This window comes from Acetivibrio straminisolvens JCM 21531, assembly GCF_000521465.1.
GTDB lineage: Bacteria > Bacillota > Clostridia > Acetivibrionales > Acetivibrionaceae > Hungateiclostridium > Hungateiclostridium straminisolvens.
In genome coordinates this window covers 22520-48174 of record NZ_BAVR01000026.1, presented here as the reverse complement: position 1 = coordinate 48174, position 25655 = coordinate 22520, and the positions used below count along the sequence as shown (strand labels likewise).

The following is a 25655-nucleotide window of genomic DNA, read 5'->3' as shown; positions in this document are numbered from 1 at the left end:
TTCTATTCCCTTATTTATAATTGCTCCAAAGCTGGTTTAATATACATTTTTGGCCTGAAGTATAAGAAAACCAGCCATAATTCTACATTTTTATAGCATTTTTGTCATAATTGCTTTTTTTCCTATAAAATCGGAATTGATTTTATAATCAAAATATTATAAAGTTTATCTTAGGAATGTTTAATTAATTTTTACACAAAAATATACTAATGATAAATGGTGGTATTATATGAATTCTATTTTAACCTTATGTCTTGGAATTCTGATAGGACTGTTTATCGGAGTAATAACAGGAACTGTCGGAGCTATAGCAGGCTTAAGGGTATTACACCTTATGAGAATGAAAAAAATCCAAGAAAAAAAGAAAGCGGAAGTTAATATTGCATACAGAGATATTAATTTTCTTAACGCTAAATTTAAAGATGTAGTTTAACCTTTCATCACAGCAGGATAAAACAATAAGAGGGCGATAAACCCTCTTATTTTATTTGGCCTCTTGGAATGAAATGAAAGAGGCAAAAGCGAAGGGACTCGATGTCCCGAGCTTTTATTATTACTGTTCTTCCAATTCAGACAGCCATGAGTCTGCAACGGCGTCGCTGGGCATACGCCAATCTCCCTAGGTGAAAGACTGATTGAACCTACCTTCGGGCCGTCAGGTAAACATGACCTTTTAAATTGCTGACTAAAGAACCGTTTTACAAACACCTTTAACCATTTCTTTATTGCATCTTCCGAGTATTTGCCCTCAAAAGCTTTCTTTGCAAGAATCAATATCTTTCCCGGTGCTGCGCCGTACCTTAACATGTGATACATGAAGAAATCATGAAGCTCATATGGCCCTATAATGTCCTCCGTTTTTTGGTTGATTTCACCTTTGCATCGGGAGGAAGAAGTTCCGGAGATATGGGTGTGTTAAGTATTCTATACAGTACTTCCTTTGCTTTGCTTTCCAGCATATTGTCTGCAACCCATTTTACGAGAAAGCTCACCAATGTCTTGGGAATACTGGCGTTTACCGCATACATGGACATATGGTCCCCATTATAGGTGCACCAGCCCAATGCCAGCTCTGAAAGGTCGCCGGTTCCGATTACAAGCCCGCCTTCTTTATTGGCAATATCCATTAATATCTGCGTACGTTCCCTTGCCTGAACATTCTCATAAGTCACGTCATGTATGGCAGGATCGTGACCTATATCCTTAAAATGCTGCAGGCATGCATCTTTTATATTAATTTCCCTAATTTCCACGTCCATGGACTTCATAAACTCCATGGCATTGGTATATGTCACATCGGTAGTTCCAAATCCCGGCATGGTAATCGCCAAAATATTCTTCCTCGGAATATCAAGCAAATCAAAGGCTTTAGCAGTTACCAAAAGTGCCAGTGTGGAATCAAGACCTCCAGACACACCTATAACGGCACGCTCAAGCCCGGTATGTCTTATTCTTTTTGCCAAAGCAGACGTTTGAATGGCAAAATCTCACTGCATCTTTGGTCACGGCTGTTTTCATTCGAAGGTACAAAGGATGGGGTGCCACATATCTAGTTATGTCTTCCGCTTCAAATTCCTCAATCTCAAACTTCACCTTTCGAAACTTCTTGCCGTTATCCTTCCAAAGCTCCATAAAGCTGGTGTTTTTCCTTCTGTCATTCATCAGCTTCATGATATCAATCTCGGAAAAAATAAGCTGTTCATCACATGAAAATCTCTCAGACTCACTGAGCATATTCCCGTATTCGCAGATCATTGCGTGGCCTCCGAAGACCACATCCGTGGTGGATTCATTCACTCCTGAAGATGTATAAACATAGCCTGCTATACATCTTGCCGACTGCTGTCTAACCAATTCTTTTCTATATTCATACTTGCCTACGATTTCATTGCTGGCAGACAGATTAAAAATAATCAACGCACCGGCCATTGCCTGAAAAGAACTTGGAGGAACAGGAACCCACAAATCTTCGCAAATCTCAATTCCAAAGCACATTTCCCCTTTTTCGTCCTCAAAAAGCAAATCATCTCCAAAGGGTACCTCCTGCCCGCAAAGCATAATTGCATCGCTTAATGCATTCCTGCCGGAAGCAAACCATCTCTGCTCGTAAAACTCGCTGTAGTTGGGGACATATGTCTTTGGAACAACGCCAAGTATTTTCCCTTTTTGGATTGCAACAGCGCAGTTAAAAAGCTGATTGTCAATACTTAACGGCATACCAAGCAAGGATACACAGGAGGAGTTTTTTGTCTCCTCCAGAATCCTTCCCAGTTGCTCCTTTACATCGGTAAGCAAAGTCTCTTGGTGAAACAAATCACCACATGTATATCCCGTTATCGAGAGCTCAGGAAAAACCAGTATTTGTATACCTGCCTTTTCTCCTTCTCTAACAAGTGTGATTATTTCATCGGAATTGTATCGACAACCCCCTACTTTCAATTTGGGTACGGCTGCTCCTACTCTATAAAAACCGTTTTTCATAAAATCACCTTGAATATTATTTATATATATTCATTAACTATTATTTTTTTAATCCTTTTAGTTCTTTCCGCTACTTTTTCATACATTTCCTGATATTTTTCCTTCTTGCTCTTCTCTTCCTCAACCACTTTTGGCGGTGCCTTTGAGATAAATCCTTCATTTGCCAGCTTGCTGTTTACCCTGTCCAATTCTTTTTGAAGGTTGCAAAGTTCCTTCTCAAGCCTTTCAATTTCTTTCTCAATGTCAATGAGGTCTTCCAGCGGAAGGAATATTTCTACCCCAGCCAATATCGAAGCTACGGCATTGGAAGGAATACCCGACTTGTCGGCTTGTATCACAACCTCCGAACTTGAAGCAAGCCTTTCAAAGAATACTGCCCCTTCCTTCAATGTTTCCTGTTCGCTGCTATTGGGTGCAACAAATATGGTTTTTGCCTTTCTTGAAGGAGGAACGTTCATCTCTGCACGGATATTTCTAATATTCTTTATAGCATCCATGATAAGCCTCATCTTCTTTTCTTCCTCAGGGAAATTATAATCAACCCTGTAAACCGGCCATTGTGAAATCATGATGCTTTCATCATCTACAACCAAGTGACGGTAAATCTCCTCAGTAATAAACGGCATATACGGGTGCAACAGCTTCATTGCAGTACCTAAAACATAGTTTAAAACATATTGGGCTTCCAGCCTTGTTTCATCATCTTTATCATAAAGTCTCGGTTTTACAAGCTCGATATACCAGTCACAGAACTCCTCCCAAATAAATTCATACACTTTCTGCAAAGCTATACCCAACTCATATTTATCCATGTTTTCGGTAACTTCCTTGGTCAGACTGTTTACTCTGCTGAGTATCCATTTATCGGAAGTAGTAAATTTACCGGAATCAACCTTTGAAAAATCAAGGTTGTCATCAAAATTCATCAGTACAAATCTTGATGCGTTCCAAATCTTGTTTGCGAAGTTTCTGCTGGATTCAACCTTTTCATCGGAGAATCTCAAATCATTTCCCGGAGAAGTTCCAATCGTAAGAGCAAACCTCAAAGCATCGGTGCCGTACTTGTCAATTATTTCAAGAGGATCAATACCGTTACCCAAGGATTTACTCATCTTTCTTCCCAGCGCATCCCTTACAATACCGTGTATAAACACATGTCTGAAGGGCTCTTTACCCATATGCTCCAATCCCGAGAATATCATTCTTGCAACCCAGAAGAATATAATATCGTATCCTGTAACAAGAACATCGGTTGGGTAGAAATATTTCAAGTCCTCTGTTTCATCCGGCCATCCGAGGGTTGAGAAAGGCCACAATGCCGAGCTGAACCATGTATCAAGGGTATCCGGATCCTGCTCTATTCTGGAGCTTCCGCACTTCGGACAAACATCGGGCATTTCATTTTCCACCATCATGAAGCCGCATTCCTGACAGTAATATGCCGGTATTCTGTGTCCCCACCAAAGCTGCCTTGAGATACACCAATCCTGAATGTTTTCCATCCAGTTGAAGTATATTTTCGAGAATCTTTCCGGCACAAATTTGATTGTTCCGTTTTTAACCACTTCTATAGCAGGTTCTGCCAAAGGCTTCATCTTAACAAACCACTGTTTTGAGATTAAAGGCTCAATTACTGTGGAACATCTATAGCAGGTACCCACATTATGAGTGTGGTCTTCAATCTTAAATAACAGGCCCAGTTCTTCCAAATCTTTTATAATCTGCTTTCTGGCTTCATATCTGTCCATACCTTTATACTGTCCGGCCAGTTCATTCATTGTTGCGTCATCATTCATAACCCTTATCTGAGGAAGGTTGTGCCTAAGTCCTACTTCAAAGTCGTTGGGGTCATGAGCAGGGGTTATTTTAACAACTCCCGTTCCGAAATCCTTTTCAACATACTCGTCGGCAACAACCGGTATCTCCCTGTTCATGAGAGGAAGAACAACCGTTTTGCCTATAAGATGCTTATATCTTTCATCATCGGGATGTACGGCAACAGCAGTATCACCCAGCATGGTTTCAGGCCTTGTGGTGGCAACAACAACAAACTCATTACTGTCCTTGACAGGATATTTTATATGCCAGAAATGTCCTGCTTTTTCTTCGTATTCAACCTCCGCATCGGATATGGAAGTATTACACTTCGGGCACCAGTTTATGATTCTTTCGCCTCTGTATATAAGGCCTTTCTTGTAAAGCCTTACAAAAACCTCTATTACAGCCCTTGAAAGACCTTCATCCATAGTGAACCTTTCCCTGTCCCAGTCACAAGAGCTTCCAAGCTTTTTAAGCTGCTCAACAATCCTTCCTCCGTAATGCTTTTTCCAGTCCCAGGCCCTTTCCAAGAACTTCTCTCTTCCAATGTCCTCTTTTGTAATGCCTTCTTTTGCCATAGCCTCAACTATTTTTGCTTCTGTTGCTATGCTGGCATGGTCAGTACCCGGAAGCCAAAGGGTACAAAATCCTTGCATTCTCTTCCATCTTATAAGGATGTCCTGAAGAGTTTCATCCAAAGCATGCCCCATATGAAGCTGTCCTGTAATGTTTGGCGGCGGAATAACAATGGTAAAAGGCTTTTTTTCTTTGTCTATTTCGGCATGAAAATAGCCTTTCTCCATCCACTCCGCATATAATCTGTCTTCAACCTGTTTTGGGTCATATGTTTTAGCAATATTCTTTTTTTCACACATACAAAAACCTCCACTCGCTTATTTAGAATTAACTATTAATCTATCTGTAAATAATTAGTAACAATATCAAACCGGGAAGTGCTATCAGCATCCCAGTCATTTTCACACTGAGCACTGCTTTATCGAATTTATATTTCTCAAGTTCTTCTTCAGTTATCTCGTTTTCAAAATCACACTTTGCTTTTTCCTTAAGATTAAATTTTTCAACAATAGCCTTTGCTGCAAACACAGTAGCAAAACCGGATACAAGAGACAACAACATCAATATTTTTAAGAAAATCATCATATACAGCTCTCTCCTTGACAAAATTCACAATGCTATACTAAAAAAGCCTTTCATCCAAGAATTGGACGAAAGACTCTATCTCCGCGTTACCACCAATATTCCCATAACTTATGGGCTTCTCAGCCTTTATATAGACATAAATGTCCCTATAAAGCTTCGAAATAACGGCTCTGTACCGCTGAAGCCTACTAAGATGGGCAAAAAGCTTCATCCTTTCAACTCCAGAACTCCCAGGCTACCTTCAGCAACTCGATACTTAAGGGAAACTTTCAGCCGCCGATTTCCCCTCTCTATTAAGCCGTTGCTGCTTACTCCTCCTGTTCATTGCTTTTAGCTTTTAATTAATCTTAAGAACATAATAATTAAAACCTCACCGTATGTCAAGGTATTTTACAGAAACTTTCGTAATTGCAACAAGACATAAATATTATTTCCAGCTATCCGGAATCTCATCATAGTTGGATAGCTTGGTGCAATCTCTAAAACAAGAAGATGATTTTGTAACATTTGATCGGGACCACAAAGCAGGTGCCGTGCCTGTCAAGTTTTTACACCCGTCAAAGCATGCATCAAATTGAGTGACATTAATATTATTGTCAAACAATCCTTCGGGAATTTCGGTTAAGCTTTCGCAAGATAGAAAACAGGCATAGAAGCTGGTAGCATTAATATTTTTGGCAAACAGTCCTGCAGGGATTTCCGTCAGGCTAGCACAACTATTAAAACATGCTCCAAAGTCTGTCGCATTAACATTGTTGTCAAATAAGCCATCGGGGATTTTCGTCAAATTCAGACAACCATAAAAGAAAGCAAAAAAGCTGGTAGCTCCTATGTCCGGAAGAGGTGTAACGACCTCAACCAGTTTTAAATCACCGTTAAAAAACAGGGGCATATTATCAAACGAAATTACCTTTATTGTATATGTATCCGGTGATTCATATATATGTGTTCTTTCTAAATAACTGTCTATTCTGCTTGTTGTACCGTCTCCCCAGTCCACAACAATATTTGGTTCTCCTCTAACAGGTGCAATGGGAAATTGGTATACTTCTCTATTTTTTGTTGTTTTAATCTTAAATACAAACTCTGCATCGTCCTTTTTTATAACCGGAACATCGGGATAATCTGACGGAGCCGTATTAAAATGCTTTGCAACTATCATAACGTCTTCCATATTTATTGTGCCATCTTTGTTGATATCCAAATCTGCTTTGAAGGCTTCGTCTTCCGGCATGGTGTTAAAACACGGGAAAAATTGTAAGATGTCTATCATATTAATTGCATTGTCCTGAAATCCGTCAACATTTATATCTCCAGCCCACATTGTTACCGGTTCGTTCTCGATGCCCAACTGAATGTCAGATGTTACTTGAACGTCAATTAACCTGCATAGATAATTGTCCTTACTTATTTTCACAGTATATCCTGAAGGATTCGAAGGAATATCCTTTATTTCGAAATAACCCTTTGAATCTGACAGAACACTTTTCTCATACCCAACCAGTTCCACCAAAAAACCCGATTTTAATTCATGTTTATAATGCTCAAAATCCGGCTCCACATATCCTGAAATTTTGTAACCGGTATTCTGTGCATCCGCCCAATATGGAACTACTCCGTTTGTCAGGACAATTAATAGACAAAAAACACCAATAAATAATTTTGTAAACTTCTTTTTCATGGAAACCTCCCCTTAAAAGATATAATCCGCCAAAACAAGTATTAAATGCATAGTATAAGAAATGTATCGTAGAAATGGCTTATTAATATCTTTATTTTTTTAATAGTACTTATACTTAAGAAAGACTTTTCGTCTATTCCTTTATAAGTAATCTAACGATAAAAGTGACAATATTAATTATATTTTATATGCAAAACTATGTAAAGTTTTATCTTAAAAAAATAAGCAAAAAGTTTCATTAATTCTCTCAATACTGTAGATGCTGCAAATAATTTGATAAATCCGTATAATAATTGGTATAATACAAATATAGAAATTTGCCGGGATGTGGTATAATGATAAAAAGAATCAACATTCTAATATTGACTTTACTGCTAAGTTTGGCTTATGTAGGCTGCAATGGCAATACCGGCAATCCGGCACCGGCCAATAGCCCGCAGCCAACATCAACTATATCCCCTTCCCCAACTCCTCTACCCGCTAAGGATGATGTTTATGAGCAGCAATCAAAAATAGTGATGAATTGATAAATTCCATGGCCTTAGAAGAAAAGGTCGGACAGATTTTCATTGTAGCTTTTAGAAAAGGCAAGTTATCACAACCCCTAAAAGTACTGAGCAGTTCTGCAAAACAGCAAATTCAAAAATTCAATCCCGGCGGTGTAATACTGTTCAGTGAAAATATAGACACCATATCCCAGACTCGAAAACTAATTCAGGATATGCAGGAAATAAGCAAGATTCCCATGTTCATTGCTGTTGATGAAGAAGGCGGACGGATATCAAGGATTGGAAACAACGAGAAGATGCATTCTACCAAGATACCTTCTGCATACACAATAGGTCTTGCCAATGACTCGGTGCTTGCGTATCAGGCAGGTAAGATACTGGGTGCGGAGTTATCCGCTCTTGGCTTTAACATGAATTTTGCGCCGGTGGCCGATGTGAATACCAATCCTGATAATCCTGTTATCGGAGACAGGGCTTTCGGCTCCGACCCTTACAAAGTTGCCGCAATGGTACAGGAAATGACAAGGGGTATGCAGGAACATAATGTTTGCACAGTGCTAAAGCACTTTCCCGGTCATGGTGACACATCTTACGATTCGCACCTTGGTCAAGTGGTAATAAATCATGACATTGAAAGACTTAGGCAGATAGAACTGATACCCTTTGAAAAAGGCATTCTGTCGGGTGCCGATGGCGTAATGACGGCACATATTATGCTGCCCAACATTACCGATGATAATCTGCCTGCAACTTTATCCGATGAAATTCTTACAGGACTTTTGAGAAATAAACTCAAGCACCAAAAGCTCATCATAACCGATGCAATGGAAATGAAAGCAATCAGCAACTACTGGTCTTCTTCAGAAGCTGCAGTCATGGCATTTAAGGCCGGAGCAGACATTATTCTCATGCCTGACTCACTGGATAAAGCCTACAACGGCATTCTTGAAGCAGTAAAAAACGGTGAAATAACAGAAGAAAGACTTAATGAATCCTTACGGAGAATCTTAACGGTTAAGCTTGAAAGAAATATACTTGAAAACAAAGAAAGCCCTGTTGACCCGGAAGAGGTATTGGGCAAACAGGAGCATCTTGACATAGTGGAAAGAATTAAGCAAAAAGCAGGGGAATAACACACGTTTACTTCATGTAGCCAAAAAGTCTCAAAGCTCTTTCGGTTTCATCCCCAAGCTTTACAGCATTCTTCTCCTTAAAGTTGATCATTGTATTTGCTATAACATTATCCATCCATCCCATATTCATAAGCTTCTTGCAGCAGTCATAAACCGATGGGTCGTAAAATGAGTTCTCCCTGCTCCATTGGACATATCTCCACATTAAACGGGGAGATATATTTTATTGTATTTGCCGGCAATATCATAAATATCTGCTATCTTGCCGCCATTCCCTTTGTCCAGCGCCGAGCTGAAAATCAAGTCAACATATTCGTCAGTACAATTTACATCGGGAATTGTTGAAAACTTTCTTGCAATGTTGATATCATAGTAGAGCTTCTCTCCCATTTCCTCCAATCGTTTAATGAGCGCCCATCTGAAAGTATCCTCCAGTCCGTCCCAATAGATACATGTCTTGAAGAGCTGAATAATATAGAAGCTTTTTTCTCCGGAATTTAAATAATTCATGCATAAAATAAGCTTTAAAACAATATTATTTGCCTCACTGTTTACCAACTTCTTAATATTCTGCATGGTATATTTCAAATAAAGCATAGATAAAAAATCTTTTGTTTCGGTTTTAAACAGTTCGGCTTTACTATAGAAAGAACTTACTGCCCGTACCAGCTTAACCCTGTAAACATATTTGTCTATGATTTTCTGGCGATTCTTGCTGAACAAATTGACAGCTTTCATAAATTTGCGTCCGAATACATAAGCCTCTATCAAACCTATAACTGCAAAAATATAATTGCCATCAACCGCAAGAGACTTCTTAAAATACTTCCCTGCAAGCTTGTATTTGCCGGCCGCCATATATAAATTACCGAGACAATAATATCCATAAGCCTTCTTAGGATGCTTTTTAACATACTTCTCATACTTTGATATTCTAATGTCAATTCTATTTTTATCTAAGTTCTCTCTCATATTTATCACCTATTCGGCATTCAACATTTTATCCGTTTCCGAAAAAGATTCATGGGCAAATCCAATCATTCAAACTTTCTAAACAGTCTCTTTACCTCGTCAAGCTGTTTGTTCATCTGTGCCGCAGCGGTTTCGTTATATGCAGTGATTTGCTCCGGAAGCATAACTATTGTCTTCGCAAAAATCTTTTCATTTTCTTTAAATTCATCCATAACTTCCATAATTCCCTTCATAGCATTATCCACGTAACTGACAACCTTCTCCGTAACCACGTGGCTGTTTTCATCTAGAGTACTCGAAAAAGCTTCTGCTGTCTTCTGTCCCAAAAGATTAATTTCTTCACTAAGTTTGGATGTTAAGCTGCTAAATTTCTCCTGATAATCTTTCAACTGTTCTGTCCTTACAACAAGGTCATCCCTTATAGCTTCCCCAAGCTCCCTTATGGACGAAACGGAAACTTTTACTTCTTCCACAATATTGCCGACATCTTGAACTATCTTACTGTTGTAAGCGGTTATTTCCTCAGCCGCACTCTTAATATTCTTTGAAAAATCATCAACAGAATTGCGGTTATCGGCAATTATCTCTGATGTATCCTTAATTATATTTGATGTATCCTTAAGCGCCTCTGCAACCTTTACAAAGCTTTCATCCATTTTTTCAACGTTATTCCTGAGGTTGTCGTTAAACACTGTGAAATCCTTAATATTTTCGGCAAATTCTTTAAGTGCGCGGTCAAATTTCTCCACAGTATTGTCCAAGGTGTTTGAGGTGATATTTACTTCCATTGCTACAGTGGTAAGTTTTTGTCCGAAAGTATCAACCGTTTGCTGAAAAGATTTTTCTATTCTCTCACCAAACTCAACAAAGGTTTCTTTAAGTATCCTGTTCATCATGGCGTATTCTGTTTCCTTATCCTTTGCAACCACACTAGACACAGTATTGTCGAGATATTCTTCAATACGCACCACCAATGCTTTACGAGCTTCCTCGGCATTTAGTACTATATTAACCAAAGTAAATAATATAGCACATGTTATGCCAAAGAAACTTGCAGCAAAGGCACCTCCAATTCCATTACCAAAAGGCAACAGGTCTTTAAGAAAATTTCCGGAAAAGGCGGGATCCGATACGGCATTGGATTGCATAATGGCATTAAAAAACTCAGCAAAGTTATTAACTGCAAGACTCAGACCCAAAAATGTACCCAAAAGTCCTAAAGTGATGAGTATTAAAACTGTATGCTTAACGAGTTTTTCACACACCAGCAACGGTCTTAATTGCGTATTGAAACAGTTTTCAATTATTGCTCGGGTATTAACATCATTATAGTTGCCCAAAGAAACATTTTTATATGTTTCGACTATTTTATTCAAAAGATGGGTTTTAAACTTCTCGTTTTTACTGCTGCAAGTTTTCTCCAAATCATTATAAATCGCAATATACTTCCTGCGGGTAAGCAAATTTATGATTAGGGAGAATACAAAGACTGCAAGTATACAAAACATAATTACCAATCCTGCCGGATCCGATTTGGTTATCAACTCAGCAAACATACCCATACTACCAACTCCTGTTTTTAATTTTTTAAACTGCGGACTTACTTATTGATATGCTCTAAAATGAATTAAAAATAAGTATCGCAAAAATATAATACTAGTATACTCAATTTCCGCTTCTTTTTCTCATAGCATCAAGTTCCTTCAGTTTGCTCTCCGGCAGGTCCTTTTCTCCCCCGAGAAGCCGCGACAATATCAAGGTTTTAGCTATGTCCTCTGCTGCTTCAAGCTTAAAATAGGCATCAAAAACATCTCTTCCGACAGATACTATCCCATGATTGGCAAGAAGAATAACATCGTATTCATTAATATATTCTTCTACTCCGCTAAATATTTCATCCGTCGAGGGAGTCCCATATGCTGCAAGCGGTATCTTTTCAAAGAAAATAACCATTTCAGCACACGCTTTTGATTCAATAGGCTTGTTGGCAACTGCATACGCAGTAGTATAAGGGGGATGAGCATGTACCACAGAATATACATCTTTCCTTTTTCTATATGCATGCAAATGGAGCTTTATTTCGGAAGAAGGCCTGTACATTCCTTCCAACACATTCCCGTTCATGTCTGTTTTTACAATCATGTCTTCCTTTAAAAAACCTTTGCATATACCGCTAGGGGTAATATAAATGTTTTCGCCGTCCCGAACGGATAAGTTGCCGGCAAAGGCATTTACCATACCCTTGTCGTACATTAACTTTGATACTTTTACTATCTGCTCCTTAATAGCATCTGACATACTTTTTCCTCCTGAGAAGTTATATCAAATTGAATTTTAACATTTTTATCATATAATACACAACCTTTTCTTAATATTTCACTCCATTTATTTATCGGTTTTTTTAGCCCGTTATTATAGTCCAAGTAGTGTAATTCATATAATTTAGCAGTTAGCATAATATATGGTGATGTACTTGAAGAAAAAAAATGTGTTTTTACTAGCAGTATTAATGCTTATTATATTTTTATCCTATAATGTATGGGAAAATATATTGATTCTGGATGACTTTCATCCTTCCGAAAACTTGCTTGATGTAAGCATAGATGATATGCCGGAAGAAACTGAAGATACCAGCGTGGTCACAAAAGGTTACTACATATACATAAATCTTGACGAACTTAAACTCTATTTATACAAAGACGGAGTGCTGCTAAAAACCTACTGTATCGGGTGGAAAGCCTGAAACTCCTTCTCCCGAAGGTACTTGGAAAGTAATAAGCAAATCCGATTGGGGAGGCAGCTTTGGAGGTTCATGGATGGGTCTTAACGTACCCTGGGGGCAATACGGAATACACGGAACCAAATATCCATGGTGCGTCGGCAAGCAAAATGCATCCCATGGCTGTATCCGAATGCATAATAAAAGCGCAAAAGAGTTGTATGATACTATCCCTCACGGTACAACAGTTACTATTGTCCAAAAAAACAGACCTTTCAAGGAGCTTAAAAGCGGAGATGTGGGTTCCGATGTCCAAAAGGTTCAAAAGGCTCTAAAAAAACTGGGATATTTTCATGACTGGCCCAGCGGTAAATTTCAAGACAATCTTAAAAAAAGTGTAATAAAATTCCAAAAGGATAATAATATTAAAGTTACCGGTAAAGTAAACAAGTCATTATACAACCTCATTATGAAAAAGTATGAGGAAAAACTAGGAAATGGTTGATGTTAAAATGGGGCGGATACCGCAAATTGCAGTATCCGTCCTCTATAAACAGCAAATTAATACTAATTGGCATATAAGTTTTTCTTAGGCACTACCTCTTTCTTTTGCCTATTACTGGACCATAGAAGTTTCAGGGATGCAGGTCCTCCATAGTTATAATACTCGATTTTAATATCATACTGTCTACCGGACTTTAATTCAATTTTTCCGCTGCTTTCAACTTCACTATCTTGCTTTTGCCAGTTGTCTATAATCAACACATTGTTTATCCATACTCTTACTCCATCATCGGAAAGAGTATAGAATGTATACTCTTCGGTATACCTGGCGTCTATTTTTCCCACCCATCTTACCGAAAATCTTCCATTCTTCAAGTCACTAACAGGATACTCTCTTCCCCAGTCAAAATTTATAGCTTCATCTATTCTGTCAAATCTTTGGTCTTTTAATTCCATATCCCCATAATACTCTGCATTCAAACCATTTACAGCCTTTTGAGGTAACGGACCGTCAGAAGGATATAGTTGACTTGAAGGTATTATCTCTTTTTCCTGGCTCTTGCTTGACCACATGAGCTTTGCCGAAGCAGCCCGCACATGCTGGTAATACTCCATTTTAATATCATATTTCTTTCCTGCCTCAAGGTCAATTTGACCGCTGTATTCAGTAGCCGACTGGCTTTTCCATTCATCAATAAGCAAGACACCGTTTACCCATAATCTCACACCGTCATCAGTATTGGTATAAAATGTGTATGTTTCAGAGTACCTAGGTTCAACCTTGCCTGTCCACCTTATAGAATAAGTATCCTTTTGAATAGATTGGTCCGGGGTGCCTTCACCCCAGTCAAAGTTTATACAAGGGTCAATTCTGACAAATTGGAAAAGGGACAAATCCATATTATTGTAATACTCTCCCTAAGCCCGCTACCGGTTCCGTTCTTGGCTGTTGGCACGGGCGTTGGCTCATCAACGGTATATTTATCTTTCAATGTCGGTATCGGTGTTTGCGTTGATTTTGGTGTTGATATTGGCGTTAATATTGGTGTTGAGTTCTCCGTAGGTGCTATTGAAGGCCTTGGCGATATTGCGGGCGTATTTGTTGGCGTAGCCACTACTTCTAATGTTGTTACGGGAGATGCTGACACATTTACTGTCGGCGCAGCGGAACTTTCACCGGTTGGTTCAGCCTTATCCGGCGCTTCCGAATATTCAGTCTCGAGCAATTCATCAAAATCCATATTGTACTGTTTTAATATCTCATCAATCTCAAATGATTTTAATTCTTCTATCGATAAATCCGCTCCCCTATCCTCCAACTTCCGGTAAGTCAGATACCTTCCCATGGAAATATTATTTTCCTTTGCCATTGTCCTGTACTCAAACGGTACCTTTACAGTTTCCGGACGTATAGTACTGCCATAGGCTTTCTCAATATCTTCCCTTATACTGCCCAAGAAATCTTCAAGTTCAGATTCTGCCAAAGATTTATCTTTAGTATTATAACTATCGTTTAAAGCAGCGCAAATCAATACATAATTGGTTTTATTCTCATCTATAATACCCTGGACTTTTGAAAGCTCTATAACCTGTGCAAGTGCTTCTGTAAACAACATATCTTTAAATTCGACACCACGAATTATTTCCCGAGCTTCATCATTTAACGGGTCTAATGCCTTTACCTTTCCATTTCGGTCAATCGTAAAGTTTAAGCTGGGGTTTATATCAACATCAATATACGCATATATATTGCTTAGAGTATTAACCCACATTAATGATAAGACTACCAAAAACACTGCAGCTATACCTGCGATGGCAGCCATAGCCTTCTTTATTCCTTTATTTTCGCTCCGTACCACCTCATCGTTGGGTACAAGTATTTTTTGACCCAGATACATTCCATTTTTCTTTTGAACTTTCTTGAAAGAGCAATCGTCCGTCATTACAATGGCTTCGTTTCCTTCTATTTTAATGATTACTCCTATGTTATCCATTATACTTTCCCTCCCTTTCGAAGCCCTGTACATACTCCTTAAGATCATATAAATTGCTTCGTAGAATCAGGCTAACAGCAATTATGAATTTCCTGTTTCTCTGGATCGTCTTGTGGTTTACCTTTATTAGCTTTAATATCTCTTTCATGGGTATGTATTTCTTCTCGGCCAATTTTTTGAATATGTCGTCATTATCAGCAATTATCCTGGCGATTTTTATTGATAAGAGCCTTGAATCCCTATGTTTCGGAGAGGATAATACCAAGTCTTCCAGTGAAATTCCGAATTCCTTTAAGTTTTTTTCAAAGCTGGTAAGCTCCTGCCTTACCTCAATTTTTTCGAATTGCCCGCTTGAATCACATGTCAATAATCTTTCTTCTACCCGAGTCGATTGTTCAATATACGAAAAAGGCAAAACATTACTGTGTTTCTTGTTTCTTCTTATAAAATCGAATAACCTGCTTTTGATAACCATAAAAGAATATGTATAAAAATTGCCGTTTTTTTCGGAATCATATCTGTCAATAGCTTCATTAAAAGCCGCAAGTCCAATGCTGAATTCTTCACTGTTCCTGTCATCCACCACTATCCCAAGTATATTTGAAATCGTTCTTATAATGTACGGAACATTGTCTTTAATAAACTCTTCCTTAAGTCTTATGTCCCCGTTTTGAATCTTTTTAATAACAAGCGCCGTAGAGCTAGTATCAATAACATTCTTCTTTTTGTTTATAAACAACCCATGCAAGCTTTTTCACTCCTTTAATACTTGTACGCACAAAGTTATTTTTTGAGGGGTTTACATGTAAACTACTTAAAGGAAAATTTTCAGCATTTTTATGTAACCTCATCTGTTACAATGGGTAATAGAGAGGAAAATGCAGTATGGCAAGAAAATATATTGAGGTCAGGATTTTACATGGGTGTGAAATTATAATGAATCAATCAACTTCACTACTTTATCAAGGTTATTAAAATCATTAAATACTTTCTCTTTCCAATCGCAAACACTTTTCTTGTAAGTAATATTATTCAACACATCATCTATGCTATCCTTCAAATTTGAACTATTCAGATTTATTCTCGATACCATTTTGCCCACATGCAATTTTTCACACATTCTTGCATTGTATTCACGTTCGGTATGAGTAGGTATTATAACTGACGGAACGCCATAGTAAAATTGCGCAAGACAACTCCCATGACCGCCATGATGTATTATCAAATCAGACTTTTTATAGGCTACATCCAAAGGAACGTAATCAACTATGCTAACTTTGCCGTTTTTTATTTCTTTCGATGCAATATCCAAAGCAAGCAATTCATCTTTTTTATTGCCTGTCGAAATAATAATGGAAGCATCTAATTTATCGGCAATTTTAATCATATTATCGAAAATTACCTTTCCGCTTTCCCCCACATTATCATAGAACCTGGCTGTATAGCAAAAGATTATGGGCTTTTTGGCATCAAAAAAGCTTTAAAACCCTTTCGGAAGCAGTTTCCTTTGGAATATACAAAACCGGGCCTACATAATGGGTGTTATATTTTTTAACATCCTGTATAGGGTCAAAATCATAGAAACTTGGAATAATTGTGAGATTGCCTGTAAATATCTCCGTAAATGTATTTAATTGCGGAGCGCCCTTTTTCTTTAGATATGCATTCAATTTATATAAAAGGCTGTCTTCAGATTTATAATTTTCAAATTTATAATTATCTTCCCACCATTTTAATTTAACATTCGGATGATAACAACTCTGATTTATTGCAATTAACGGAATCCCCATTATTCTAGATGCAATACAAGCTAAAATACCCAAATCGGATAATATGTAATCAGGGGAAAACTCTTTTAATAAACTTATTAATTCATCAACTTTTCGCTCAACCCACGGCATATTGCCATATCCTATCATGGACCAGAATTCATCTGCCGTGCTCCATTGAGGGTTGGGACTTCCCTTTTTAATGTCGCTTATACCAAAATCACTGCATAGTTCTTCTATACCGGCTTTTTTCATATGGGTTTTGGCCATATCATAACCCAAATATTTTATTTCATACCTGGCCTCAGCCAAAGCCAGAGCAATCGGAAGACTACGAGACATTGGGCCAAGACCGGACCCGAATTGCAAAAATATGCGATTCACGGAAGTACCCCCTTGCTTATCCCATAATTTAATTGGCAATAGTTTTATGTTATTGACATTTGTCATTTGATTAGCCTAAGTTTATTAACTTTTATTTTTCCATTAGACTTATAATATTTTTAATAATTATATTTCTAGTACCGTCAGGATTTTTTACAATTTCAAACTTTTCTCTGTCATTATACTGTTCATAATCAATGACCACTTCTATATCACTCTCGGTTTTGAGCCTGATTTTGCTAAGCTTTCTCTCCACCCACTCTTTATCGACTTCAAATTTGTCACTGGTAAGTCCCTTTTCCTTCATAGTATTTACATACTCATCTCTAAGCTCAACCTTGTTGGAAAACACCTTGCTGGAGAAAGAGTCCAAATCTATTTCATCCTCATTGCGTATTGCATCATTCACAAACTCCCGGACGATTTCCAGAGAAGTCTCCCCTTCTTTTGCTTTATTGCGTATCCAGTTCTCTGTTTCCTTTTTAAAAATCCGGGTACAGGTTTTACTGTCCAGAACCAAATCCGCCCCCAAAAATGTCTCAAGAAAAAACTGTGCTATCGGCTCCTCTTGATTCTTTTTGCTTATTTGATTATCCAATATAATCAAATCGTAATCCCCTGCTTCCTGCGTCGCTCTTATAAAAGCACATTTCTGAATTCTTTGATTTACTCCCGGCAGGCTAATATCCTGCTTCCTAATAGATATTTTAAATTTGTTGTCGACCAACTCCACCTCATGTATAAAGGAAACGGTATAATCCATTTTTAGAATTGCCACATTCTCTTCATTCTCATCTTCGTATATGCAAATTACCAAATCCGTGGACGAAATACTGCTATTAGTCTTCATAGCCTTAAAAAGCTGCCTTGCTATTTCCTTTGAACCCTCTATAAAATAATCGTTGTCCGAAAAAACCCTTTGGCATACTTCTTTAATGATATTTCTACCGCTTTTAAAGACTGCCTTCCTTGACTCATCGTCACTTAGGGACTTTGATATATGCTTTTCAAGGAAATAGCGGATATCTCCGTCAATATCAAGCTCAAATTCATTCAACATAGGTTCACTAGACTCTTTATCCAAAACATGTATTATTGCTCTTTTAATGTCTATTTGCAATATGTATTCCCCACCTTCATACATTTATATTCTAAATAATAACGATTTTATCATAATAATGAATGCTTGAGCAAGCATTCTGAATTTGCTTACTATAAAGCAGTTTGTATTTGGTGATTGTTAAAAAATTTAACAGTAATTTAATAATCCTACAGAGCTTTTCTTGATATAATAATAGTAAGCTCAACACATTTTTTCATACTCAATTCTTATACAATATAAAAAAGCATTTACTTGGCTGCCTAAAGTAAATGCTTTTTATGTTATTATCCAAAAGAATCTTTACGCGTTCGAACTATCTAGCGTTGGGCCTTCGGTATCCACTGCCGGTCCTTCTGTTGGTTCTTCTGCCGGACTTTCTACATTAAATGCAATATTTCCATCCCTAACGCCAACTACAATATTGCTTCCTTCTGCAAACATCCCTTTAAGATACATCTCGGTAAGTTCATCCTCAATGTACTTTTGTATTGTCCTTCTAAGAGGTCTTGCCCCGTATTTAGGGTCATAGCCCTTTTCAAGAACAAACTCCCGGACTCCATCTTCGAATTTGATGCTCATTTTCTTGCTTTCCACTTCTTCTACAACATCTTTGAGCATCAAATCAACTATCTGCTTAAGTTCATCCCTGGTAAGCTCATTAAACACTATAATCTCATCTATCCTGTTCAAGAACTCCGGTCTGAATGTCTCCTTCAAGACTTCTTTAATTTTATTCTCCATAGCAATATAGTTGTCGTTTGCAAAACCTATACTGCTAGCCTTAAGACTGGTTCCTGCATTGGATGTCATTATCAATACCGTATTTTCAAAACTTACGGTTCTTCCATGACTGTCCGTTGCCCTGCCGTCCTCAAGAATTTGAAGCAGCATATTGAACACATCCGGATGCGCTTTTTCAATTTCGTCCAAAAGTATTACCGAATAAGGCTTTCTCCTTACTTTTTCGGTAAGCTGGCCGCCTTCATCATAGCCCACATATCCCGGAGGTGCACCAATAAGTTTGGATACCGTATGCTTTTCCATATACTCGGACATATCCAGCCTGATAAGCGCTTCTTCACTTTCAAACAGCTCTACTGCCAGCGCCCTCACCAACTCCGTCTTACCCACACCGGTAGGACCTACAAAGATAAATGAAGCCGGTTTTTTTCTCTTTTTAAAGTCGGCCCTGCTCCTCCTGATGGCCTTTGCAACACTGCTTACAGCTTGGTGTTGTCCAATGACTCTATTATGAAGCCTTTCTTCAAGATTGAGAAGCTTTTTGGCTTCAACTTCAGTAAGCCTTTGAACCGGAATCTTAGTCCAGGACTCTATAACATATGCTATATCGTCGACAGTCAACTCCATATCCTTGTTCTTATGCTCAATTTCTTTTATCTGCTGAAGAAGCTTGCACTCCCTAACCTTAAGGTCAGCTGCTTTCTGATAGTCCTCAATGGAATCTGCAGAAACAGCATTTTCCTTCTCTTCCTGTACCTTTCTCAGTTCCTCTTTTAAAGCTTCATATTCCAAAAGGGCAACATTTTTAATATTGGCTCTTGAACCCGCCTCATCCAGTACATCTATCGCTTTATCAGGAAGAAATCTATCCGTAATATACCTTTCAGAGAGAACTGCTGCTGCCCGTATTACCTCATCGGATATTTTAACCCTGTGATAGCTTTCATAATAATCCTTTATACCCTGCAATATCTCTATGGTCTCCTCAACGGTAGGTTCATCTACCAGTACCGGCTGAAATCTTCTTTCCAATGCGGAATCCTTTTCAATATGTTTTCTGTATTCGTCAAGGGTGGTAGCACCTATAACCTGTATTTCACCCTTTGCAAGAGCAGGTTTTAAAATGTTGGCAGCATTCATGGCACCTTCGGCCTCTCCTGCCCCCATAATATTATGGATTTCATCTATAACCAGTATTATATTTCCCAGACTCTTACATTCCTCTATGATACCCTTCATTCTGTTTTCAAACTGGCCTCTGAACTGAGTACCGGCTACTATGCTTGTAAGATCAAGTACATAGACCTCAGCGTTAAAAAGTTTTGCCGGAACATCTCTGTTTATGATTCTCACAGCAAGACCCTCTGCAATTGCAGTTTTACCTACACCGGGTTCACCAATTAGAACAGGATTGTTTTTATTTCTCCTGTTCAATATCTGAATTACCCTTTCAATCTCACGGTTTCTCCCAATGACACGGTCTATCTTTCCCTCTTTTGCCTTGGTAATCAGATTTGTCCCGTAAGTGTCAAGGTACTTTTTCTTTTTTGGAGCCTTTTTATCCTGAGTCTTAGTCCTTGTATTGCTTTTGTCCTTATCTTCCCGTTCTGCCTTGCTGTCGGATTCCGTTTCTTCTTTTGTCCCTTTAATGCCCATACTATCCATCGTCCTGTTCAATGACTTGTTAATCAGGTTTAAAAACGGATTGGCAGAATTCGGACCCGCCTCAGTATCATTCATACTGGAAAAATCCATATCTTCAAAAAAGCTTCCCACCTGTTTGTTCAAATCATCTATTTCCTCATCGGATATACCGGTTTGCTCCAATATTTGATTTATAGGCTGAATTCCTTGTTTTTTCGCACATGAAAAACACAAGCCTTCTTGGGTTTGCTTGCCGTTTACTATCTTGGTAATAAAAACAACTGCCAAATTTTCTTTGCAAATTGAGCACATCATCATAGCCATAACCATCCCTTTCACTTTTCTCGAAACACAAAACGGAACTAAACCGCCTTCCGGCTAATTATTCAGTAAAAATATATTACTACTCTTCAAAAAATTATAATACTCATAATTAAATTGTGGATTGTCCACGTCTATTGCATAAAATTATTATGTTTCAAGTATAACACATATTTATGCATTTGGTCTAACAATATTCCATTGCCCATAATACCCATCTCGATTAAAAATTAAATTTACCCTGCTGTAAATGGAAATATCTGCGTTTTAAATAGTATATCGTCATCTTAATCAAACATAAACACAAAAAATATTAAGCAGCAACTTAAAATGGCAAAACCTTTTTCAAAAAGTATCCTGTATAAGAACTTTCAATCTTTGCTATTTCTTCCGGCGTTCCCTGGGCAACAATCAGACCTCCGCCGCTGCCACCCTCAGGTCCCAAATCAATAATATAATCGGCAGTCTTAATAACGTCAAGGTTATGTTCAATAACAACTACGGAATTACCTGCATCCACCAGTCTGTGAAGTATGCCTACAAGCCTGTGCACATCAGCAATATGAAGCCCTGTAGTAGGCTCGTCCAGTATATACATTGTTTTTCCCGTACTCCTTTTGGAAAGCTCCGTGGCAAGCTTCACCCGCTGCGCCTCTCCTCCGGATAGTGTGGTGGATGACTGCCCCAATTTGATATAACCAAGACCAACATCATACAATGTTTCAATTTTCCTTTGTATCCTCGGTACATTCTTAAAAAACTCCAAAGCCTCTTCAACGGTCATGTCCAAAACTTCAGCAATATTCTTTCCCTTGTATCTTACTTCAAGGGTCTCCCTGTTGTAGCGTTTGCCTTTGCAAACCTCACAGGGGACATAAATGTCCGGTAAAAAGTGCATTTCAATCTTGTTAATACCGTCACCCGAGCAAGCTTCGCATCGGCCGCCCTTTATATTAAAGCTGAAACGTCCTGACTTGTATCCCCGGGTTTTAGCCTCGGTTGTGCTGGCAAATATTTCTCTTATAAAATCAAACACACCCGTATATGTTGCAGGATTGGACCTCGGTGTGCGGCCAATGGGGGATTGATCGATATCAATAACCTTGTCAAGATACTCAATCCCTTTTAACAAATCATGCTCTCCCGGCTTCTGATTTGCTCCGTTGAGTTCATTGGCCAAGCACTTGTACAAAATTTCATTTATCAGAGAACTCTTTCCGGATCCCGAAACCCCTGTAATGCACGTAAATACCCCCAGAGGTATATTTACATCTATATTTTTTAGATTATTCTCTCTGGCTCCTATAATTTGCAGCCATTTCCCGTTGGGTTTTCGTCTCTCTTTAGGTATTTCAATCTTCTTCCTGCCGCTAAGATACTGTCCCGTTATGGAGTTGGGATTTTGCTTAATTTCTTCCACGGTACCTTCGGCAACTATTTCTCCTCCGTGGCTTCCCGCTCCCGGTCCCAAATCAATTATATAATCCGATGCATACATTGTATCCTCATCATGCTCTACAACCACCAAAGTGTTTCCCAAATCCCTCATCTTCTTGAGGCTCTTTAGAAGCTTGTCGTTATCCCTCTGGTGAAGGCCGATACTGGGCTCATCAAGGATGTATATTACCCCCATAAGCCCGGAGCCGATTTGCGTAGCAAGCCTGATTCTCTGAGCTTCACCTCCGGACAGCGTTCCTGCCGCCCTTGAAAGCGTGAGATAATCAAGACCTACATCAACCAGAAATCCCAATCGTGCATTTAATTCTTTGAGTATTTGACGGGCAATAAGTTTCTGTCTTTCCGTAAGGTCGAGATTGGCAAAAAACTCTTTCGATTCTCCAACAGCCATGGAGCAAACCTCATATATATTTTTACCGCCTACGGTAACGGCAAGACTTTCTTTTTTCAGTCTTGCTCCTTTACACTCAGGACAAAGTATATTGCTCATAAAGCTCTCATAGTACTGCTTCATTGCCTCCGAAGTTGTCTCTTTGTATCTTCTTTCCATGCTGCTTATAATTCCCTGGAAACTTGACATGAAGGAGCCTTTCTGATCTTCTCTTTCATAATCTATTTTAATCTTCTCCCGTTAGTGCCGTAGAGTATAATATTAAGAATATGAGGCGGAAGCTCTTCTACAGGAGTATCCACGCTAAAATTATAGTGCTTTGCAAGGGCATCTATATACATTCTGGCATAGCTTTCATCATTTGCTATATTCCACCCCGAGGCCCTGACAGCTCCCTGGGCCAAGGAAAGTTTCTTATCCGGTATTACAAGATCAGGGTCTATTCTCATAAGAGAGCCCAATCCGGTACATTCGGGGCAAGCACCGTAAGGATTGTTGAAGGAAAACATTCTGGGCGTTATTTCCTCCATACTCACGTTACACTCAGTGCAGGCAAAATTCTGACTTAAAAGCATCTCTTTTTCGCCTATAACATCAACTACAAGTATACCGCTGCTAAGACGCAGTACAGTCTCAATGGAATCCGTAAGCCTTTTTTGAATTCCCGGTCTTACAATCAGCCTGTCCACCACAATTTCAATACTGTGCTTTTTGTTTTTGTCAAGGTTTATCGGTTCATTTACATCCACTACTTCTCCATCTACTCTTATCCTGACATAGCCATCCTTCTTTATATCTTCTATCAGCTTGTGATACTCACCTTTTCTTCCCCTTACTACAGGAGCAAGAAGCTGAATTCGTGTGCCTTCCTCAAGCTCCATAATCTTATCCACCATTTGGTCCACTGTCTGCTGGGAAATTTCCCTTCCGCAAGAGTAACAGTGGGGAGTTCCTATCCTTGCAAAAAGGAGCCTTAAATAGTCATATATCTCCGTAACCGTACCGACAGTGGAACGGGGATTGCGGCTTGTGGTCTTCTGATCTATCGCTATAGCCGGCGACAAACCGTCAATGTAATCTATATCCGGCTTTTCCATTTGTCCTAAGAACTGCCTTGCATATGAGGACAATGACTCTACATAGCGTCTCTGCCCTTCTGCATATATCGTATCAAAAGCAAGGGATGATTTTCCCGAACCGCTCAATCCGGTAATGACAACAAACTTGTCCCTGGGAATCTTAACATCTATATTTTTCAAATTGTGCTCTCTGGCACCCTTAACAATAATATAATCTTTTTTCATACCAACACCTGCTCTATTTTAATTTTAATTAGGTTTCTGCTTTGCACTTCAATAAACAGCTATTATTATACCAGATAAACTTCAGTTTTCAAACATTTGTTCGAACTTTTTTATAAATATTTATCCACTTTTATCCGGGCTTAAACAGCTATATTATTCAATGGCAATTATACAATAGGACCTTCTCTATAAACAAATGTAAATTAATTTCCATATTTTTTATCTTTTGTGCTATGAAAGGATGCCTTTTTGTATTATAATATAAATATTAAAATACAATTTGCATTTTTATCCCAGACATTTGCTGATGTATAAGTCTGCATATCCTTAATGCTATTTATACAGTTTATATGAATATGCCAAACATTTTTTTTAATAGAATATATAGATAACAATATAAAGATAGACAACGTGCTTGCAGAAAAGTGCTCTTAAGACGGGGGGGATTATTATGGGAAATACAGCAGGCAATATTTTTAATTGCCCGGATCTCAACAGGGTTCAGAGCAGCAGCAAGGAATATCTGTCAGAGTATTTTCAAGAGGAAGAGATTCAAAGTCTGAACTATCCTGAAGTTCTCGAAGAAATTCTCATGAATGCGGCACATTTAAAACTTAACTATCCTGAAATTCTCGATGAAATACTAAGAAAAGTAGATTCAGCAGTTTTATCTTCCAAGTCGGCTTCTGTTCTTGAGCGGGTCAAAGACTGCAGCCAGTCGATTCTGAGTAATAAGGATCTGGATCTGAAACTGATAGCAGCAGGGTCTGTAATGACTTTTCTACTTACCTGCGCCGGCAACAACGTCCTCAACTCAATCACTGAAAAAGCAGCCAACAACGTGCAGAATTTCAAAAGTTCCACTTGGATATCCCCAAGCAGCACAAAACTGTCAAGCCTCGGCAAAGAGAGCGTGCCTTGCAAAACTGAGGGAATTTCCATGCCTGTTTCGGCTATCAATACCATGGATGTTTCCTTGACTGAAATCAAGAAAAATATAACTGATGAAAGCCTCTCAAAAACTCAAAGTGTACCTGTTTCAAGGTCAAAAATGGTTAAATCGGCTTCTGCAACTGAAGTAAAGGCCACCGAAACCAAGTTTACACGCACAAAAGTTGAAGTTGCAGACATTATGCCCCAGTGCAAAAGGATAATTAATATGACAGCCACAGCCTACGATCTCTCATACAAAAGCTGCGGCAAAACCCGGGAACATCCTGCGTATGGAATCACAGCCTCGGGAGCCCGTGCTACTGTTGGCAGAACTGTTGCCGTAGATCCATCCGTCATACCGCTGGGGACCAGGGTATACATATCTTTTCCCGTGGCATACAGCCATCTTGACGGAATATACATAGCTGAAGATACCGGAAGCCTTATCAAGGGCAATAAAATAGATATTTTCTTTGGCGAAGACAAACCCGGCGAGTCAACAGTATACAACAATGCAATGAAATTTGGGTTGCAGGAAGTAGTAGTATACGTACTGGACTAATTGACAAAGCTCAGAAACCAGTTTTGGGTTCTGAGCTTATTATATAATAAAGCAAAATCTTTATTTTAATCTTA

General features: G+C 38.6%; 20 protein-coding genes, 2 pseudogenes and 1 other annotated feature. Of the genes and pseudogenes, 6 read left to right on the top strand and 16 right to left on the bottom strand.

Going from position 1 to position 25655, the window contains the following annotated elements; all coding sequences use genetic code 11:
- The first annotated feature begins 229 nt into the window (after positions 1-229).
- Complete coding sequence (locus tag JCM21531_RS08510; RefSeq protein WP_038289034.1) at positions 230-433, top strand: hypothetical protein; 204 nt, start codon at positions 230-232, stop codon at positions 431-433.
- Between the two features lie 120 nt (positions 434-553).
- Here JCM21531_RS08510 and JCM21531_RS08505 read toward each other — a convergent pair.
- The 4 genes and pseudogenes from JCM21531_RS08505 to JCM21531_RS17725 all read right to left on the bottom strand — a co-directional run bounded on the left by JCM21531_RS08505 (position 554) and on the right by JCM21531_RS17725 (position 7141).
- A pseudogene (locus tag JCM21531_RS08505) lies at positions 554-2481 on the bottom strand (NAD(+) synthase).
- A 20-nt stretch (positions 2482-2501) separates the two neighbouring features.
- Positions 2502-5174 (bottom strand): valine--tRNA ligase, encoded by a 2673-nt coding sequence (locus tag JCM21531_RS08500; protein ID WP_038289033.1) that lies wholly within the window; start codon positions 5172-5174, stop codon positions 2502-2504.
- 40 nt (positions 5175-5214) lie between these two features.
- Positions 5215-5460, bottom strand: coding sequence for a hypothetical protein (locus tag JCM21531_RS08495; RefSeq protein ID WP_243467447.1), 246 nt, complete (start codon positions 5458-5460; stop codon positions 5215-5217).
- 58 nt (positions 5461-5518) lie between these two features.
- Positions 5519-5794: a binding site (T-box leader), on the bottom strand.
- Positions 5795-5887: 93 nt separating this feature from the next.
- Positions 5888-7141 carry a dockerin type I domain-containing protein gene (locus JCM21531_RS17725; RefSeq protein WP_054847051.1) on the bottom strand — a complete coding sequence of 418 codons (1254 nt, stop codon included), beginning with the start codon at positions 7139-7141 and terminating at the stop codon, positions 5888-5890.
- A gap of 335 nt (positions 7142-7476) precedes the next feature.
- On the opposite strand from JCM21531_RS17725, the gene JCM21531_RS21480 reads away from it, so the two are divergent.
- Both JCM21531_RS21480 and nagZ read left to right on the top strand, forming a co-directional pair.
- Positions 7477-7668 carry a hypothetical protein gene (locus JCM21531_RS21480; protein WP_038289031.1) on the top strand — a complete coding sequence of 64 codons (192 nt, stop codon included), beginning with the start codon at positions 7477-7479 and terminating at the stop codon, positions 7666-7668.
- A complete protein-coding gene (gene nagZ, locus JCM21531_RS08480; RefSeq protein ID WP_243467446.1) occupies positions 7665-8783 on the top strand; it encodes a beta-N-acetylhexosaminidase in 1119 nt (372 codons plus the stop codon). Before JCM21531_RS21480 ends, nagZ begins: the two co-directional genes overlap by 4 nt.
- 7 nt (positions 8784-8790) lie before the next feature.
- Here nagZ and JCM21531_RS21475 read toward each other — a convergent pair whose 3' ends face one another.
- The 4 genes from JCM21531_RS21475 to JCM21531_RS08465 all read right to left on the bottom strand — a co-directional run bounded on the left by JCM21531_RS21475 (position 8791) and on the right by JCM21531_RS08465 (position 12053).
- On the bottom strand, positions 8791-8988 hold the full coding sequence (locus JCM21531_RS21475) for a hypothetical protein (RefSeq protein WP_243467445.1): 198 nt from the start codon (positions 8986-8988) through the stop codon (positions 8791-8793).
- Positions 8988-9755, bottom strand: a complete 768-nt coding sequence (locus JCM21531_RS08475) for a tetratricopeptide repeat protein (protein ID WP_243467444.1) — start codon at positions 9753-9755, stop codon at positions 8988-8990. Before JCM21531_RS08475 ends, JCM21531_RS21475 begins: the two co-directional genes overlap by 1 nt.
- Positions 9756-9820: 65 nt before the next feature.
- Positions 9821-11317, bottom strand: a complete 1497-nt coding sequence (locus JCM21531_RS08470; RefSeq protein WP_038289029.1) for a hypothetical protein — start codon at positions 11315-11317, stop codon at positions 9821-9823.
- Between the two features lie 103 nt (positions 11318-11420).
- On the bottom strand, positions 11421-12053 hold the full coding sequence (locus JCM21531_RS08465; protein WP_038289028.1) for a class II aldolase/adducin family protein: 633 nt from the start codon (positions 12051-12053) through the stop codon (positions 11421-11423).
- Between the two features lie 211 nt (positions 12054-12264).
- On the opposite strand from JCM21531_RS08465, the gene JCM21531_RS21470 reads away from it, so the two are divergent.
- On the top strand, positions 12265-12498 hold the full coding sequence (locus JCM21531_RS21470) for a L,D-transpeptidase (RefSeq protein ID WP_243467443.1): 234 nt from the start codon (positions 12265-12267) through the stop codon (positions 12496-12498).
- Positions 12499-12529: 31 nt separating this feature from the next.
- Positions 12530-12979: a L,D-transpeptidase family protein gene (locus JCM21531_RS08460; RefSeq protein ID WP_243467449.1), complete on the top strand. Its 450-nt coding sequence runs from the start codon at positions 12530-12532 to the stop codon at positions 12977-12979.
- 62 nt (positions 12980-13041) lie between these two features.
- Here JCM21531_RS08460 and JCM21531_RS21465 read toward each other — a convergent pair whose 3' ends face one another.
- The 8 genes and pseudogenes from JCM21531_RS21465 to uvrA all read right to left on the bottom strand — a co-directional run bounded on the left by JCM21531_RS21465 (position 13042) and on the right by uvrA (position 24086).
- Positions 13042-13878: a PA14 domain-containing protein gene (locus tag JCM21531_RS21465; RefSeq protein ID WP_243467442.1), complete on the bottom strand. Its 837-nt coding sequence runs from the start codon at positions 13876-13878 to the stop codon at positions 13042-13044.
- Positions 13833-14972, bottom strand: coding sequence for an anti-sigma factor domain-containing protein (locus JCM21531_RS21460; RefSeq protein ID WP_243467441.1), 1140 nt, complete (start codon positions 14970-14972; stop codon positions 13833-13835). The genes JCM21531_RS21465 and JCM21531_RS21460 overlap by 46 nt, the downstream gene beginning before the upstream one ends.
- Positions 14965-15720: an RNA polymerase sigma-I factor gene (sigI, locus tag JCM21531_RS08450; protein ID WP_038289026.1), complete on the bottom strand. Its 756-nt coding sequence runs from the start codon at positions 15718-15720 to the stop codon at positions 14965-14967. Before sigI ends, JCM21531_RS21460 begins: the two co-directional genes overlap by 8 nt.
- A 183-nt stretch (positions 15721-15903) precedes the next feature.
- Positions 15904-16359, bottom strand: coding sequence for a glycosyltransferase (locus JCM21531_RS21455; protein WP_243467440.1), 456 nt, complete (start codon positions 16357-16359; stop codon positions 15904-15906).
- An 82-nt stretch (positions 16360-16441) separates the two neighbouring features.
- Complete coding sequence (locus tag JCM21531_RS21450) at positions 16442-17125, bottom strand: glycosyltransferase family protein (protein ID WP_243467439.1); 684 nt, start codon at positions 17123-17125, stop codon at positions 16442-16444.
- Between the two features lie 91 nt (positions 17126-17216).
- A complete protein-coding gene (locus tag JCM21531_RS08440) occupies positions 17217-18269 on the bottom strand; it encodes a nucleoid-associated protein (protein ID WP_038289023.1) in 1053 nt (350 codons plus the stop codon).
- 258 nt (positions 18270-18527) lie between these two features.
- Positions 18528-20930, bottom strand: a complete 2403-nt coding sequence (locus JCM21531_RS08435) for an ATP-dependent Clp protease ATP-binding subunit (protein ID WP_038289044.1) — start codon at positions 20928-20930, stop codon at positions 18528-18530.
- Between the two features lie 328 nt (positions 20931-21258).
- Positions 21259-24086 (bottom strand): annotated as a pseudogene (gene uvrA, locus JCM21531_RS08430) (excinuclease ABC subunit UvrA).
- 451 nt (positions 24087-24537) lie between these two features.
- Here uvrA and JCM21531_RS08425 point away from each other — a divergent pair.
- The gene (locus JCM21531_RS08425) at positions 24538-25581 is read left to right on the top strand and encodes a 3D domain-containing protein (protein ID WP_038289022.1); all 1044 of its coding nucleotides are present in this window, start codon (positions 24538-24540) and stop codon (positions 25579-25581) included.
- The last annotated feature ends 74 nt before the right edge of the window (positions 25582-25655 follow it).

Bases quoted from the DNA above. Each gene is read 5' to 3' on its own strand.
- JCM21531_RS08475 (WP_243467444.1), bottom strand. From the start codon at position 9,755: ATGAGAGAGAACTTAGATAAAAATAGAATTGACATTAGAATATCAAAG.
- JCM21531_RS21455 (WP_243467440.1), bottom strand. From the start codon at position 16,359: ATGATTAAAATTGCCGATAAATTAGATGCTTCCATTATTATTTCGACA.
- JCM21531_RS21480 (WP_038289031.1), top strand. From the start codon at position 7,477: ATGATAAAAAGAATCAACATTCTAATATTGACTTTACTGCTAAGTTTG.
- JCM21531_RS08440 (WP_038289023.1), bottom strand. From the start codon at position 18,269: ATGTATGAAGGTGGGGAATACATATTGCAAATAGACATTAAAAGAGCA.
- JCM21531_RS08465 (WP_038289028.1), bottom strand. From the start codon at position 12,053: ATGTCAGATGCTATTAAGGAGCAGATAGTAAAAGTATCAAAGTTAATG.
- JCM21531_RS08425 (WP_038289022.1), top strand. From the start codon at position 24,538: ATGGGAAATACAGCAGGCAATATTTTTAATTGCCCGGATCTCAACAGG.
- JCM21531_RS08435 (WP_038289044.1), bottom strand. From the start codon at position 20,930: ATGATGATGTGCTCAATTTGCAAAGAAAATTTGGCAGTTGTTTTTATT.
- JCM21531_RS21465 (WP_243467442.1), bottom strand. From the start codon at position 13,878: ATGGATTTGTCCCTTTTCCAATTTGTCAGAATTGACCCTTGTATAAAC.
- JCM21531_RS21475 (WP_243467445.1), bottom strand. From the start codon at position 8,988: ATGTGGAGATATGTCCAATGGAGCAGGGAGAACTCATTTTACGACCCA.
- JCM21531_RS17725 (WP_054847051.1), bottom strand. From the start codon at position 7,141: ATGAAAAAGAAGTTTACAAAATTATTTATTGGTGTTTTTTGTCTATTA.
- JCM21531_RS21470 (WP_243467443.1), top strand. From the start codon at position 12,265: ATGCTTATTATATTTTTATCCTATAATGTATGGGAAAATATATTGATT.
- JCM21531_RS08470 (WP_038289029.1), bottom strand. From the start codon at position 11,317: ATGGGTATGTTTGCTGAGTTGATAACCAAATCGGATCCGGCAGGATTG.
- JCM21531_RS08510 (WP_038289034.1), top strand. From the start codon at position 230: ATGAATTCTATTTTAACCTTATGTCTTGGAATTCTGATAGGACTGTTT.
- JCM21531_RS08495 (WP_243467447.1), bottom strand. From the start codon at position 5,460: ATGATGATTTTCTTAAAAATATTGATGTTGTTGTCTCTTGTATCCGGT.
- JCM21531_RS08500 (WP_038289033.1), bottom strand. From the start codon at position 5,174: ATGTGTGAAAAAAAGAATATTGCTAAAACATATGACCCAAAACAGGTT.
- JCM21531_RS21460 (WP_243467441.1), bottom strand. From the start codon at position 14,972: ATGGATAACATAGGAGTAATCATTAAAATAGAAGGAAACGAAGCCATT.